General features: G+C 72.5%; 13 protein-coding genes. 7 read left to right on the top strand and 6 right to left on the bottom strand.

From position 1 onward, the window contains the following. Positions 1-64 precede the first annotated feature (64 nt). The 3 genes from ACFW3L_RS04615 to ACFW3L_RS04605 all read left to right on the top strand — a co-directional run bounded on the left by ACFW3L_RS04615 (position 65) and on the right by ACFW3L_RS04605 (position 3,070). The gene (locus ACFW3L_RS04615; RefSeq protein ID WP_378736351.1) at positions 65-1,099 is read left to right on the top strand and encodes a FecCD family ABC transporter permease; all 1,035 of its coding nucleotides are present in this window, start codon (positions 65-67) and stop codon (positions 1,097-1,099) included. After that, positions 1,096-2,190, top strand: a complete 1,095-nt coding sequence (locus ACFW3L_RS04610) for a FecCD family ABC transporter permease (RefSeq protein WP_378736349.1) — start codon at positions 1,096-1,098, stop codon at positions 2,188-2,190. The genes ACFW3L_RS04615 and ACFW3L_RS04610 overlap by 4 nt, the downstream gene beginning before the upstream one ends. A gap of 61 nt (positions 2,191-2,251) precedes the next feature. After that, on the top strand, positions 2,252-3,070 hold the full coding sequence (locus ACFW3L_RS04605; RefSeq protein ID WP_378736347.1) for an ABC transporter ATP-binding protein: 819 nt from the start codon (positions 2,252-2,254) through the stop codon (positions 3,068-3,070). A gap of 81 nt (positions 3,071-3,151) precedes the next feature. On the opposite strand, the gene ACFW3L_RS04600 is transcribed toward ACFW3L_RS04605, so the two are convergent. Beyond that, a complete protein-coding gene (locus ACFW3L_RS04600) occupies positions 3,152-4,030 on the bottom strand; it encodes an alpha/beta fold hydrolase (RefSeq protein ID WP_378736345.1) in 879 nt (292 codons plus the stop codon). 231 nt (positions 4,031-4,261) lie between these two features. Between ACFW3L_RS04600 and ACFW3L_RS04595 the strand changes: the two genes are divergently transcribed. Then, positions 4,262-6,268 carry a BTAD domain-containing putative transcriptional regulator gene (locus tag ACFW3L_RS04595; protein ID WP_378736928.1) on the top strand — a complete coding sequence of 669 codons (2,007 nt, stop codon included), beginning with the start codon at positions 4,262-4,264 and terminating at the stop codon, positions 6,266-6,268. 153 nt (positions 6,269-6,421) lie between these two features. On the opposite strand, the gene ACFW3L_RS04590 is transcribed toward ACFW3L_RS04595, so the two are convergent. Genes ACFW3L_RS04590 through ACFW3L_RS04575 form a run of 4 tightly spaced genes read right to left on the bottom strand, consistent with a single transcriptional unit; the run spans position 6,422 to position 10,239 of the window. Next, positions 6,422-7,003: an ATP/GTP-binding protein gene (locus ACFW3L_RS04590; RefSeq protein ID WP_378736926.1), complete on the bottom strand. Its 582-nt coding sequence runs from the start codon at positions 7,001-7,003 to the stop codon at positions 6,422-6,424. Between the two features lie 7 nt (positions 7,004-7,010). Then, positions 7,011-7,376, bottom strand: a complete 366-nt coding sequence (locus tag ACFW3L_RS04585; RefSeq protein WP_378736343.1) for a DUF742 domain-containing protein — start codon at positions 7,374-7,376, stop codon at positions 7,011-7,013. Continuing rightward, positions 7,373-7,825, bottom strand: coding sequence for a roadblock/LC7 domain-containing protein (locus tag ACFW3L_RS04580; protein ID WP_378736341.1), 453 nt, complete (start codon positions 7,823-7,825; stop codon positions 7,373-7,375). Before ACFW3L_RS04580 ends, ACFW3L_RS04585 begins: the two co-directional genes overlap by 4 nt. After that, a complete protein-coding gene (locus tag ACFW3L_RS04575; protein ID WP_378736339.1) occupies positions 7,825-10,239 on the bottom strand; it encodes a nitrate- and nitrite sensing domain-containing protein in 2,415 nt (804 codons plus the stop codon). Before ACFW3L_RS04575 ends, ACFW3L_RS04580 begins: the two co-directional genes overlap by 1 nt. Before the next feature lie 611 nt (positions 10,240-10,850). Between ACFW3L_RS04575 and ACFW3L_RS04570 the strand changes: the two genes are divergently transcribed. Beyond that, the gene (locus ACFW3L_RS04570; protein WP_378736338.1) at positions 10,851-11,159 is read left to right on the top strand and encodes a 4a-hydroxytetrahydrobiopterin dehydratase; all 309 of its coding nucleotides are present in this window, start codon (positions 10,851-10,853) and stop codon (positions 11,157-11,159) included. Positions 11,160-11,388: 229 nt separating this feature from the next. Here ACFW3L_RS04570 and ACFW3L_RS04565 read toward each other — a convergent pair whose 3' ends face one another. Next, entirely contained in the window at positions 11,389-13,005 is a 1,617-nt protein-coding gene (locus tag ACFW3L_RS04565; RefSeq protein WP_378736336.1) for an AMP-binding protein, read from the bottom strand. Positions 13,006-13,196: 191 nt separating this feature from the next. Here ACFW3L_RS04565 and ACFW3L_RS04560 point away from each other — a divergent pair, with 191 nt between their 5' ends. Beyond that, entirely contained in the window at positions 13,197-14,222 is a 1,026-nt protein-coding gene (locus tag ACFW3L_RS04560) for an acyltransferase domain-containing protein (RefSeq protein ID WP_378736334.1), read from the top strand. A gap of 115 nt (positions 14,223-14,337) precedes the next feature. Beyond that, the gene (locus tag ACFW3L_RS04555) at positions 14,338-14,682 is read left to right on the top strand and encodes a DUF3626 domain-containing protein (RefSeq protein ID WP_378736332.1); all 345 of its coding nucleotides are present in this window, start codon (positions 14,338-14,340) and stop codon (positions 14,680-14,682) included. Positions 14,683-14,693 lie beyond the last annotated feature (11 nt).

Genomic DNA, 14,693 nt, shown 5'->3' with positions numbered 1-14,693 from the left:
CGGTTCCACCACGGGCGAGCCTCACCACGAACCACCAGCACCCAGTAAGACGAACGGGGAACCCGTGGCCCTGCGCGCGACCGCGCCAACGCGCCCCACCCTCACCAGACGCGTCATCCGCCCCATCGGCCTCCTGGTCGCCCTGGGCGTCCTCGCCCTGTGCGCGCTCCTGAGTATCACCGTCGGGGCCAAACCCATCCCCGCCGCTGACGTGTGGGCCGCCCTGACCGCCTACGACGGATCCTACGACCACGACGTGATCCGCACCCTGCGCGTCCCCCGCACCATCATCGGGATCTTCGTCGGCGCCGCCCTCGGCCTCGCCGGGGCCCTCATGCAGGCCCTGACCCGCAACCCCCTGGCCGAACCCGGCATCCTCGGCGTCAACTCCGGCGCCGCCGCGGCCGTGGTCGTGGCCGTCTTCGTGTTCGGCGCCAGCGGTTCCGCCCTGGTCTGGCCCGCCTTCCTCGGCGCGGCCCTGGCGGCGATCGCCGTCTACGCCCTGGGCTCACGCGGTCGCGCCAGCGCCACCCCCGTGCGCCTGGCCCTGGCCGGGACGGCGCTGGCCGCCGTCCTCCAGGGGATCATCTACGGCGTCATCGTGCTCAACGACTTCGTGTTCGACCGCATCCGGTTCTGGCAGGTCGGGTCCCTGACCGGGCGCGACCTCGACCTCTTCCTCCAGGTCGCTCCCTTCCTGGTCGTCGGCATCCTGGTCACCCTGGCCCTGGGCCCCTCGCTGAACGCGATGGCCCTGGGCGACGACCTGGCCGCCACCCTGGGCGCCAGGATCCCCCTGATCCGCGCCGGAACGGCCGTGGGCGTCATCCTGCTGTGCGGCGCCGCCACCGCCGCCGCCGGTCCCATCTGGTTCGTGGGCCTGATCATCCCCCACGCCGCCCGCGTGATCACCGGCCCCGACCAGCGCTGGCTGCTGCCCTACGCGGCGGTCCTGGGCGCGGTCCTGCTCACCGCCGCCGACACCGTCGGTCGCGTCATCCTGCCCAGCTCCGAACTGGAGGTCGGCATCATCACCGCACTCGTCGGCGCCCCCCTGTTCATCGCCCTGGTCCGTAGCAGAAGGCTGGCCCAGCTGTGAGTGACACCCTGACATCGCGCCCGCGCACCGACGCGTCCGCGCGCCTCACCCCGCGCGGAACCCACGCCTGGCGCTCGCGTGGCGGCCGGATCTCCTTCCTGGTGCGCCCGCGCACCCTCGTGATCAGCCTGGCGCTGATCGCCGTCACCCTGGCGACCCTGGTGGTGTCGGTTGCGGTCGGCGACTACGAGATCCCGCTCTCGGCGGTGCCCTCCGCCCTGCTGGGGTACGGCGAACGCCTGGACGTGTTCTTCGTGCAGGGCGTGCGCCTGCCCCGGGCCCTGACCGCGATCGGTGTGGGCGCCGCCCTGGGTATCGCCGGAGCCGTCTTCCAGAGCCTGTCCCGCAACGCCCTGGGCAGTCCCGACATCATCGGGTTCACCTCCGGCGCGGCCACCGGCGCCGTGGCCGCCATCCTCGTCCTGGGCGCCGGTCGGCTCGTGGTCTCCCTGGGGGCGATCGCTGGCGGACTGATCACCGCCGGGGTGGTCTACCTGCTGGCGATGAAGAACGGGGTCCAGGGGTACCGGCTGGTCCTGGTCGGCATCGGCATCAGCGCCATGCTCGCCTCGGTACGCGACTACCTCATGACCCGCGCCGACCTCACCGACGCGCTGGGCGCGCAGATCTGGATGATCGGCAGCCTCAACGGCCGTGGGTGGAGCGAGACGGCGGCGGTGTGGATCGGCCTGGCCGTGCTGGCCCCGATCATTTTCGCCGTCGGACAGCGCCTGCGCTTCCTGGAACTGGGCGAGGACACCGCCCGGGGCCTGGGCGTGAACGCGCAGTCCACCCAGATCATCGCCCTGGCCGCCGCCAGCGCCCTGACCGGCGCGGCCATCGCCGTGGCGGGCCCGATCGGGTTCGTGGCCCTGGCCGCGCCCCAGCTGGCCCGGCGCCTGACCCGCACCGGAGGCACCACCCTGGTCGGGGCCGCGCTCATGGGCGCCACGCTGCTCGTCCTGGCCGACCTCGTCGCCCTGCGCCTGATGGCCCCCACCCAGCTGCCCGTGGGAGTCGTCACCGCCGTCATCGGCGGCAGCTACCTCATCTGGCTGCTCTACACCGAATGGCGCGGAGGCCGGGCCTGACCGCCCGCGCGCCCCGCCCGTTCCGAGCAGCCCACCGCACAGCCCCACCCGAAAGAGAACGATGACCGACGACGCCAGCAACCGCCTCTCGGGCCAGGACCTCACCCTGTCCTACGACCAGCGCGTCATCTCCCGCGACCTGGCCGTGCGTATCCCCGACAACTCCTTCACGGTCATCGTGGGACCCAACGCGTGCGGCAAGTCCACCCTGCTGCGGGCCCTGTCGCGCACGCTCCGGCCGGCGCGGGGCAACGTGCTCCTGGACGGCCAGGTGATCAGCTCCTACCCGGCCAAGGAGGTCGCGCGCCGTCTGGGCCTGCTGCCGCAGTCGTCGATCGCCCCGGACGGCATCGGTGTGGCCGACCTCGTGGCCCGGGGACGCTTCCCGCACCAGAGCTTCCTGCGCCAGTGGTCGGCGCAGGACGAGGCCGTGGTCACCGAGGCGATGACCGCCACCGGCGTCGCAGCGCTGGCCGACCGGTCCGTGGACGAACTCTCCGGCGGCCAGCGCCAGCGGGTGTGGCTGGCCATGGTCCTGGCCCAGCAGACCCCCCTGCTGCTGCTGGACGAGCCCACCACGTACCTGGACATCGCCCACCAGATGGACATGCTCGACCTGTGCGCCGACCTGCACGCCGAGCAGGGGCACACGCTGGTCGCGGTCCTGCACGACCTCAACCACGCCTGCCGCTACGCCACCCACCTGATCGTGATGAAGGACGGTGAGATCGTGGCCGAGGGCGACCCCGCGACGGTGGTCACCGCCGACCTGGTGGAGAAGGTCTTCGGGCTGCCGGTGCGCATCATCCCCGACCCCGAGACCCACACCCCGATGATCGTCCCGGTCGACCGCCGGGGCAGGGGCCGCGACCACCGCTGAGCGGCCTGCGGCCCGCCCCGCCGGGCGAGGGGCCGCAGATCCCCCTCACCCGGGACGTACCGGGGGCCGGGCCGACTCCGCTCAGCGTCCCAGCAGGCTCCTCAGCTCGGCCACCACCCCGGCCGGATCCTGTTCGGCCATGAAGTGCCCGCTGTCCACCGTGGCGTGCCGCAGGTCGCCGGCCCACGCGCCCCACAGGGCGGCGGCGTCGTAGCCCAGGGCCGCGCCCCAGTCCTGCTGGAGCACCGTCACCGGCATCTCCAGGCGCCGCCCTGCGGCACGGTCGGCCTCGTCGTGTTCGACGTCGATCCCGGCCGAGGCGCGGTAGTCGGCCACGATCGAGTCCACCGCCCCGGCGCTGGCGTCCAGGTAGGCCCGGCGCACCTCCTCGGGGAGGGCCCCCGGCTCGGTGGCCCACGCGTCCAGGAAGTACCCGAAGAACTCCTCCGCGCTGGCGGAGATCATCCGCTCGGGCAGCCCCGGAGGCTGGGCCATCAGGTAGAGGTGGAAGCCGACCGCGCCCCGCACCCCGTGCAACGCCTCCCACATGTCCAGGGTCGGCAGCACGTCCAGGCTGGCCAGGTGCGTGACCGCCCCGGGGTGGTCGAGGCCGGTGCGCACCGCCACCAGCGCTCCGCGGTCGTGCCCGGCCAGTGCGAACCGCTCGTGTCCCAGGGCCCGGGCCAGCTCGACCACGTCCGCGCCCATGGTCCGCTTGGAGTAGACCTCGGGCCCGGTCGCCAGGGGCTTGTCGCTGTCGCCGTAGCCGCGCAGGTCGGGGCAGATCACGGTGTGGTCGGCCGCCAGGTCGGCGGCCACGTGCCGCCACATCAGGTGGGTCTGCGGGAACCCGTGGAGCAGCACCAGGGGCGGCCCCGACCCCCCGACCGCCACGTGCAGCGACACCTCGGGGGCCACCCGCACCCGCTCGTACTCGAATCCCTCGATGACCGGAGCCATGCGTCCGCCTCTCACTCGTTCCTTCGTACACCACCAGCCTGTCGCCCCCCGATGAGCAACGGATGAGTGAACGCCCGGCCCGGGGCCTCGCCCGGACCGCTCACGCGCGACGTCGGCCGACCACGGCGCCACCGTCACGACCGCCACCCCGGCCACGGTCCCCGTGCGCCCGACCACAGCGCCGGACCACCGCACCGCTGACCAGCCGGTACGTTGACCACGACGCACACGATGAACGAGGGGGTGCCGGTGCGGGTCAGCTTCGGGGTGCTCGGCCCCGTCACCGCCTGGGACGGGGCCGGAGACGAGCTCGCCCTGCGCGGGCCACGTCACCGCGCCGTCCTGGCCCGGCTGGTCATCGCCCGACGCCGCGTCGTGCCCGTGGAGCTCCTCGTCGACGACCTGTGGGAGGGCGCCCCGCCCGCCGGGGCCACCAGCGCCGTGCGCACCTTCGTCGCCGCGCTGCGCCGCGCCCTGGAACCCGACCGCCCGCCGCGCACCGCCGCCGCCCTGCTGACCACGCGCGGCCCCGGCTACGCCCTCGACGCCGCCCCGGACTCCGTCGACGCCTGGGTGTTCGAGGACCGCCTCCAACGCGCCGCCACCCTCCCTCCCGAGGGGGCCCTGCCCCTCCTCCAGCGGGCCCTGGACCCCTGGCGCGGATCCGCCTACGCCGACTTCCCCGAAGCCCCCTGGGCCCGAGCCGAACGCGCCCGTCTGACCGAACTACGGCTGGGCGCCCTCGAACACCTCGCCCGGGTCCGGCTGGACCTGGGGCAGGCCGCCCGGGCCGTTCCCGACCTGGACGCCCACGTGGCCGAACACCCCTGGCGGGAGGACGCCTGGCGCCTGCTCGCCCTGGCCCTGTACCGCACCGGTCGCCAGGGGGACGCGCTGGCCGTCCTGCGTCGGGCCCGGTCCCTGCTCGTGGAGCGGCTGGGTGTGGATCCGGGCCCCGCTCTGCGCCGTCTGGAACGGGACATCCTGCGCCAGGACTCCCTCCTCGACCTCGGCCCCGCCGGGCCGCGCCCCGGTGAGGGCACCACCCCCGGGGACCAGCTGTGGAACCAGGCGGCCGACGCCTACCAGCGCGTCACCCCCGGGGCGCGGGTCCGGCTCGAGTCCACCGTCAACCTGCTGCGGGACCTCGCCGTCACCGGCCCCGAAGGGCTCCGGACCGCCCGGGCGCAACGCCTGGCCGCCGTCACCGCCGCCGAGGAGCTCGGAGACCCCCTCCTCACGGCACGGGTGATCGGCGCCTACGACGTTCCCGCGAACTGGACGCGGGTGGACGACCCCGAACGGTCCGCCCGGGTGGTCGCGGCGGCCGAGCGCACCCTGGCGGCGCTCCCCGACACCGGTCACGAGGGCGCCCGCGCACGGCTGTCGGCCACCGTCGCGCTGGAGTCGCGCGGCACCCGTGGCGCACGAGGTCCGCAGGCCGCGGCCGAGGCCGAACGGATCGCCCGTGACCTGGGCGACCCCACCCTGCTGGCTTTCGCCCTGAACGCCCGCTACATGCAGACCTTCCACCGGACCGGTCTGGCACCCGAGCGGGACGCCCTGGGTGCCGAGCTCGTCACCCTGGCCACACGGCACGACCTGGTCACCTTCCGGATCCTGGGCCACCTGATCCGGCTCCAGTCCCTCGCCGCGCTGTCCGACTGGGCGGGAGCCGACCAGCACGCGCGGGCCGCGCGGGAACTGGGGGAGCGGCACGAACGCCCGCTGACCGGGGTCTTCGTGGGGTGGTACCGGGCGCTGCGCGCCGCCGCCGACCCCGAGACCCTTTTCGAGGACGCGTACACCGCCCTGCGCGAGGCCGCGTCCTCGCTGCGGGGAGCGGGCATGCCCGGACTCGAACACGGGTGGGAACCCCTGGCCCTGCTGTGCCTGCGTCTACGACACGGCATGCCCGCCCCCGCGGACGACGGTGTCGACTACGGCCCCCACGAGCCCTGGACGCGCCCCCACGTGCTGCTCGCCCGGCACCGGTACGACGAGGCCGCCGCCGCGCTGGCGCGCCTGCCGGAGCCGCCGCGCGACCTCCTGCTGGAGGCCCGGTGGGCGCTGGTGGCCCGTGCCGCCGTGGCGCTGGGGGACCGGACCGCGATGCGCCGGGCGCTGACGGCGCTCACCCCGGCCGTCGCGGAGGGGGCTGGAGCCCAGACCGGCATGCTCACCCTGGGCCCGGTCGCCGATCACCTGGACTCCCTCCAGCGCGCCCTGGACACCTGATCCCGACAGAAAAGGCATTTGGGTCTTCTTGGCGGCATCCCCGGGGCTGGACACCACAACCCTCAACCCCTGACTTGAAGGTCGAAGTCGAAGCACACGGCGCGGGAGCCCCCGAACCCCCGACCGGGACGGAGCCAGATCCCCGCCACCCGGCTAGGTCCCCGACAACTCCAGACGCAACACCAACGACACCAGCTCCACCACGACCTCCTTGACCGACTCCCGCTCACGCGCGTCACACAACAACACCGGAACACCGTCCGCCACGTCCAACGCCACCCGCACGTCCTCCGCCCGGTGCGTGCGCTGACCGTCGAAACAGTTCACCGCCACCACGAACGGCACCCCCCGCGACTCGAAGAAGTCGATCGCGTCGAAGGAATCGGCCAACCGGCGCGTGTCCGCCAGCACCACCGCCCCCAACGCCCCCTGCGCCAACTCCTCCCACATGAACGAGAACCGCCGCTGACCCGGCGTCCCGAACAGGTACACCACCGTCGACCCGTCCAACGTGATCCGACCGAAGTCCAACGCCACCGTCGTCGTGGTCTTGCCCTCCACGCCGTCCAGATCGTCCACACCCACGCTCTCGGAGGTCATCACCTCCTCGGTGTGCAACGACTCCACCTCACTCAACGCCGAGACCAGCGTCGTCTTGCCCGCCCCGAAACCACCCGCGACCACGATCTTCAACGTGTCCGGAACGGGACCACCCTGGGCCACCGAGCCCTCCATCAACACCTCACAACTCCCGGATGCGTTCCAGGACGGAACGCAACGTCCGCGCGTCCGGCCGCTGCCTCTCCCAGTCCGAGGTGTGCACCACCACCAGACCCTGATCCAACAGATCCGCTAACAGGACCCGCAACACCCCCAACGCGAACCCCGAGCGCGAAGCCACCTCCGCCACCGACACCGGCCGCACACACAGCGACAGGATCAGCTCCAACTCCGGGTCCACCTCCCGCCGCTCCACCGACGAGACCACCACCTGCGAAGTCATCGAGAAGTCCGACCGCGAGGGACGCGTGCGACCCCCCGTCAACGAGTACGGGCGAATCAGACTCGACTCAGCCGACCACCCCTCCTCCGCAGGAGCCGGACTCATCCCTCACCTCCCCGCCTCCGGGGCAGCGCCGACAGGTACGGACCCACCTGCCGCACCAGACGGTTCACCTCGAACGCCGCCTGCCCCATGTCGCACGAGACGTCGGCCACCAACGCCAGCTGAGCCCCCTGCCCGGCGGGCAGCACGAAGAAGAACACGTTGTCCATCTCCACCACGCACTGGCGCACCTCGGCCGCGCCCACCTGGGCACGCGCACCCCGAGCCAGGCTCGCGAACCCCGACGCGATCGCCGCCAGCCGCTCACCCTCCTCCCGCCCCACCCCCGCCGAACACGACAACGGCAACCCGTCCGCCGACAACAACAGCGCCTGACGCGCCCCCGCCACCCGCTCCACCAGGTCACCCATCAACCAGTCCAGCCTCTGCCCCGCGGACGCCCCGTCCACGCCGTTCCGACCCTCAGCCGTGGTCCCAGCCGACACCGACATCACCCTTCCGCACTCTCACCGTGGCGCGACCCCTGCTTGGGCGCACCCTCCGCCAAACCGGCACCGGAGGACTCCGCGCGTCCGCGTTCCGTGCCGGCCTGGAAGGAGCTCATCATGGACCTGATCTCCGACAGCGAACGCTGCCCCCCGGTGGCCCCGGCACCGCGGGAGACGGCCCCACCGTCGTCCCCGACCTCCGCCACTCCCGGCGCCGGGGGAGGGGACTCCCTACGGCGCCGACGCACGGGCAGCCCCATGTAGGTCCCACCCGTCGCGGGGGAGGGGACCGGCGGCACGTCCCCGCCTGCCTGGTCGCCGCCGTCCCGGGCGCCGGGGCGCACCCGCCGGTCCAGCGCCGGAGCACCGGCGTTCGGCGTCACGGAGACGGGGGAGACCGGCTCCGCGCCCGCCAGCGCGTCACCGCTCCCGGGACCCGCCACGGCGTCCCCCCCGCTCCCGCGGCCCACCACCCCCACACCGCGCATCGGTCCGGTAGAACCGTCGCGCGCCACCAGCACCCGCTCCGGAAGGCGTACCAGCGCCCGCGTGCCCTGGTACGGCGAGGCCCGCAGCTCGACCACGAACCCGTGCCGCGACGCGATGGTGGCGACCACGAACAACCCCAGCTGCGAGTCCTCCCGCATCCGCGCCAGGTCGAACCGGGGCGGCTCGGCCAGCAACGCGTTGGCCGACTCCAGCTGACCCACGGTCATGCCCAACCCCTCGTCCTCGACCTCCACCAGGCAGTCGCCGTCCTCCAACGTCCGACCGCTCACGGACACCTCCGTCCCCGGGGGCGAGAACGACGCCGCGTTCTCCAGCAGCTCCGCGACCAAGCGCACCAGATCCGATCCCGCCTCGCCGGACAGCGACACCCGGGGCAGCGCCAGGACCCGGACCCGGGCGTAGTCCTCGATCTCGCTGGCGGCGGCACGCACCGCCTCGTGCAACCCCACCGACCCGCCCCCACGACGGGAGGGGCGATCACCGCTGAGCAGCATCAGGTTCTCCGCGTTGCGGCGCATCTGCGTACTGAAGTGGTCGATCCGAAACAGCGACTCCAGGACCTGGGGGTCGGTCTCGGTCCGCTCCAACCGGTCCAACAGCGAGAGCTGACGGTGCACCAACGACTGCGTGCGCCGCGTGATGTTGCGGAACACGTTGCGCACCCCCGCACGCACCTGGGCCTCCTCCACCGCCGCCACCACCGCGGCCCGCTGCGCGTCGTCGAACGCCTCGGCCACCTGCCCGAGCTCGTCACGGGGCCCGCCCCTCAGTCGGGGCGCCTCCGCGTCCACGTCCACACTCTCGCCCGCGCGCAGCCGCGCGCTCACCTGAGGCAGCCGGAACCGGGCGTGGTGCAGGGTGTGCGTGCGCAGGTCCTGGAGGCGACGCCCCAGACGCTGCGAACCGGTCACCGCCACCACGACCGAGGCCAGGGCCACGGCCAGGGCGAGGACGCTCACGAGCAGCACGCCCAGGAGCAGCTCCCGCGCGTGGGCGTGCCCCGTCTCGACGATCTGCGCCATGCGTGCGCGCTCGACCGCGCGCAGGCGCTCGTCCAGGTCCCCGGTGGCCTCGCTCCAGCTGCGGGGCTCGACCGGGACGCGGGTGTCGGGGCCTCCGGGGTTGCCGATGACGATGTCCTGGAGGCTGTACACGGCACGTTTCTGCGAGGAGCCGTTGAGCTCGGTGTAGTCCTGGCTGCGCTGGCTTCCGGTGGCGGACTCCACCTGGGTCCAGGTGTGGCGCTGGGCGCCCGCGGCGGACGCGAACCGGGTGTGGGCCTCGGAGGTGAAGGAGCCGGTGGCGACGGAGTGGGTGAGGACGGCGTCCTGCTGGCTGAGGTACTCGCGTGAGCGCAGCAGGGACGCGAGCGAACGCAGGTGGGGGGAGAGCGCGACGTCGGTCCGGTCGACCTGGGCGTCCCAGATCTCCAGCCCCGACTCGATCATGCGGTGGTAGGGCTGGGCGGCCACCTCCAGGGGGTCGACCTCGGGACCCAGGTCGTCGACCACCTCGGTGCGGTGGCGATCGAGGAGGTTGAGCTGTCCCTGGAGAGCGAGGACCTCCCGGGGCAGGTCACCGCGGCCGTACCGGCTCAGGGCCTGGTCGAGGTCGTGGGCGCTCTGGTCGGTGGCGTCACGGGCGGCGTCGAGCTGGTCCAGGGTGCCGCGTGCGGCCCCGGGGGTGGCGGCCGCCATGGTGGCGCGCCGCTCCCACTGGAGATGGGTGATCACGTCCACGACGGGCTGGCCGACCTCGTCGATGAAGGCGGTGGTGGCGTTCAGGTCGCGGATGTCGGTTGCCAGGACGGTGCTGAGCACCGCCCACAGGGCCAGCAGGGCGGTGCTGGGGATGAGCACCAGGCTGACCATGCGGGCGCGGAGCGAGGAGCGCTTCTCGACGGGCATGGGCTCGCTTCCGGGGGGAGGGGCGCGCGCGGCCGGTGGGGTCAACCGGGTGGGGGAGAGGGGCTGTGGTGTCCCAGAGCTAACCGCTCCGAGGGGGGATTTGCAAGGTTTCCGGGGTGGCCGGATCCGGTTGTGACGCTGAGGACGCGGGTCATCTCGTGGGGCTACCAGAGGGGCGGCGAACCGCTTCTTGTAAATCTACGACGTAAAGGTGCGGCGCCCTTGCAGGGAAAGACAAAGCCAAGAACACAATGGAGCGGCTCACGCCGCACCGAGAAACCCGGGCTTGCGCCGTGTCCCGCGTCCCGGCGCGTATCCCGCTCGACATGGCGGAGTTCTCCGGCCCTCGGACAGGGCCGGTTCCGGCCAAACACGGATTGGCCCCGAAACCGGCACCTTCCGTCAGGGGTCGCCTACGGAGGGGGAGTGGCCGTCGCCCTCGACGTCCCCGTGCTCACGCCCTCAACGGAGACGGGGGCAGCCGGATCCGTGAGTTCGGGGCGGGCGCTCACCGGTCCCTCCTCCGCTCCCGGCGGGGCCGCCGTGTTGTGGGTGCGGCAGGTGTGGGTAGGGGGCGAGGAGAGTTGTGTGCTGAGCGCGGTGGGGGAGCGATGGCTGTTCTGAGCGAGGAAGAGATCCGTGACGGGCTGGGCCGGTTGACGGACTGGGAGTGGGACTCCGAGGCCGCGACCATCCGGCGTTCGGTCCGGTTGGTGGGATTCCTGGAGGCCGTGGCACTGGTGAACGAGGTGGCGCAGGCGGCGGAGCAGGCCGGGCACCACCCGGACATCGACGTCCGATACGACACGGTGCTGTTGGTACTGAGCACGCATGACGAGGGCGGCGTCACCGAGAAGGACATGGCGTTGGCGGCCCGGGTGGACGAGTTGGTGGAGGGCACCGCGCGGCTGAAGGAGTGAGCGGGCGGGTGCGCGACGACGGGCGGGTGCGCCCTCGGGTCGGGCGGACTTCCCCTCGGCCGATGTCTTGCCCGCACGGCACGGCGGAACCGCGCGGCCCTGCCTGCCCTTGGCCGCGGGGACGCGTGTGAGCCCGCGTGGCCGCTGCCCTGGCCCACGGGGCTCCTGTGGTGCCTCACCCGTCGCGCTGGCCCCGCCGTGCGGCGAGGGGCCCGGAGCGCCGGGCCGTTCAGCGTAGGCGGGCTCTGCGCATCTTGCCGGAGGCGGTGCGGGGCAGCTCGTCGATGAAGTCCACGCTGTGGGGCGCGGCGTGGGGAGCGAAACGGGCGCGGACCCAGGCGCGGAGTTCCTCGGCGAGTTCGGGGGTGCCGGTGTGTCCCGGGGCGAGGACGATGCGGGCGCCGACGAGGTGTCCGGCGAGGTCGTCGGGGATGGCGTAGACGCCGCTCTCCTCGACGGCCGGGTGGGTGTTGAGGACGGCTTCGACCTCGGTGGGGCCGATGCGGTAGCTGCGGGTGATGATGGCGCCGTCGTCGCGGGTGGAGAAGTGCAGGTTGCCCTGGCGGTCCATGATGCCGGTGTCGCCGGTGAGGTGATAGGTGCGTCCGGGCGTGAAGCGGATGTCGGCGGTGTTCTCGTAGCCGAGGTAGCCGTCGAACCAGTCGAGGGGGCTGTGGTCGCGGTCGATGGCGATGCGGCCGTAGGCGCCCAGGGGCGCGGGTTCGTCGGTGATGGCCTCGAGGACCTGGATGTCCCAGCCGGGGAGGGCGGGGCCGATGGCTCCGGGGGGCGCGGTGGTGGCGGGGTCGGGGAGGTCGCCGTTGGGGAGTCCGGCGCACCAGCCGAGTTCGGTCTGGCCGTAGTGGTCGCGGACGGGGACGCCGAAGAGGTCGGTGGCCCAGTCGATGACCTCGGGTGCGAGGGGTTCTCCGGCGCTGGCGAGGCGTTGGACGACGATCTCGGGCGGGAGGGTCTTGGTGGCGGCCCTCAGGGTGCGGAAGGTGGTGGGGTCGGAGGCGAAGTTGGTGACCTGGTGGAGGCCGAGGACGTCGAGGGTGAGTTCGGGGTCGAAGAATCCGGCGCGCAGGGCGAGGGAGTTGTGTCCGGCCAGGAGGGGAGAGATGAGGCCGTGGTAGAGGCCGTAGGCGGAGCCGGGGTCGGCGGTGTTCCAGTAGACGTCGTCGTCGTGTACGCCGAGGCCGAAGTGGTGGTAGGCGTGCATGGCGGAGAGGGCGCGGGCGGGGACGCGGACGCCTCGGGGTGGGCCGATGAGGTTGGAGACGTAGACGGTGGCGATGTCGCCGTCGCCGGTGGTGGTGTGGGGGGTGGTGTGTGGGGGGTGTTGGCTGAGGGTGGTGAGGGTGTGGTCGCCGTCGCGGAGTGGTTGTGGTCCGGTGGTGGCGATGTTCCAGGTGGGGTCGGTGGGTGTGTGGGGGGTGGGGTCGAGTTTGGTGCGGTATTCGTCGGCGCAGATGACGAGGCGGGTGTGGGAGTCGGTGAGGCGTTGGGTGATGGCTGAGGGGGCGAAGGAGGAGAGGAGGGGGACGAGGACCGCTCCGAGGCGCCAGGTGGCGAGGGCGGTGATGGTGAGGTCGATGCCTTTGGGGATGAGGGTGGCGATGCGGTCGCCGGGCTGGATGCCGTGGTGGGCGAGTCCGGTGGCGAGGGTCTGTGAGCGTTCGCGGAGTTGGCCGTAGGTGAGGGTGGTGGGTTCGAGGGTGGGGCCGATCTCGGTGGTGGCGATGGTGTGGGGGTCGTGGCGGTCGCAGAGGAGGTGGGCCACCGACGTGGTGGGGGTGTCGTAGGTGGCGATCCAGTCGCGCAGGAGTTGCGCTGGGTCGGACATCGGTGGTGTTCCTCGTTTTCGGTGGGTGTGGTGTTGCTTGGTGGGTTACCACAACACTATGCCCACGTGGTGATGTGTTGTGGGTCTGGTCTCATCGGGGGTGGGTGGGGCGGGGGCGGTTTGGTGGTTCTGGGGTGTTTTGGGGTGGGGTCTTCTTCCCTCGGGGTGGGTGGGGGCGACAGGATGTGCGCATGGACAGTGCGCGTGTGGTGGAACGGTTCGGGCTCGACGCTGGTGTGCGGGAGTGGTTGGAGGCCTGTGAGGCGTTGCCGGAGCCGGAGGTGGGGTTGAGGGTTCCTTCGGTGGCTGAGGCCGCTGAGGTGTTGGACGCGTTCGTCCTGGCCGATGACGACCGTGCGGAGGTGGAGGCGTTGTGGCCGGGGGCTCCGGGCGCGGACGGGCGGTGGCCGGAGGAGTTGTGGCACCTGGTCGGGTGTATGTACCGGCGGCTGTGGGCGGACGCGGACGTGCCGGTGGGGGTGTGGCGGCCGTGGCCGACGCTGGTGGAGGCCGAGGACGCGCGGGTGCGGGTGGCGTCGTTGTGGGCGTTCGTGGCGATGGTTCCGGAGCAGCTGCGGCGGCATGGTTCGCGGGGGGTGGACCGGTCGGTGACGGTGGCGTCTCTGGCTGATGTGGGTGTGCAGGTGCGGCGGTCGCGGTGGTTGTTCGGCCGGTTGAGTCTGGAGACGGCGGCGTGGGTGGCGGCGCAGTTCCGTGGGCGGTTGTTCTGGGTGGGGGGTCTGCAGCTGGAGCCGGCGTTGTTGGGGGACCAGGGGCCGGTGCGTTGGTACTCGGAGGAGGAGGCCGCGGCGTTGGGTGCGGGGTTGGCTCCGGGTGATCCGGTGCTGCGGTTGCACATTCCCTCGGGTGGGTTGGGTCCGGAGGCGGTGAGTGAGGCGTTGGCGTTGGCGGGGCCGTTCGCGCGGGAGCAGTTGGGGTTGGATCCGTTGGTGGCCACGTGCACGTCGTGGTTGTTGGATCCGTGGTGGGGGCGGGTGTTGGGGGAGGAGTCCAACATCGTGCGGTTCCAGCGCAGGTTCACGTTGGTGGATGAGGGGTCGCCCGGGGAGGGTGACGTGTTCCGGTTCGTGTTCGGGATGCCTCGGGTGGATGTGGAGCGGGCGCCGCGTCGGACGCGGTTGGAGCGGGCGGCGTTGGAGCGGTTGGAGTCGGGTGCGGGGTTGAGGGTGTGTACGGGGTGGTTGCGGTTGCCGTGATGGCGTGAGTGGTGGGGGCCCGCCTGGGGGTGGGCCCCTTTTCCTGTGTGGTCGTTGGCGTGGGTGGGGAGCTCGCCGGTGCCCTCCGGCCGTTTCGGTGTTGGTCTGGTGGTGGATGGTTCGCGGGTGTGCGCGGTGGGGCGCGGACGTGGTGGCGTTGGTGTTGGATCCGAGTTTTCGCGGGACTCGGGTGGAGGAGGCGGCGGGTCGGTTGGGGTGTGCGGTGTCCTGGCACGGCGGGTTCCGGTTGGGGGTGGAGGAGTTGTCACGGCATCCCGGTTACCGGGGGCGGGAGGTCGTGGAGGCGGGGACGCGGATCGCGGTGGAGGGGTGGTTGACGCCTCGTGTGATTGGTGAGGCGGCGCGGTCGGGTCGGTTCGAGCCGAGGGTGGTGAAGCGGGTGTGGCACTGCCTGGCCCGGTTCGGTGCCCCAGGCGTGGGTGGGCGTGCGGGGGTGTGAGTTCGGTGTGG

It is taken from the genome of Nocardiopsis sp. NPDC058789 (genome assembly GCF_042745575.1).
In the GTDB taxonomy this organism is placed as follows: Bacteria; Actinomycetota; Actinomycetes; order Streptosporangiales; family Streptosporangiaceae; genus Nocardiopsis; species Nocardiopsis eucommiae.
The sequence above is the reverse complement of the archived record's forward strand: the minus strand, read 5'-3'. Positions and strand labels throughout refer to the sequence as shown.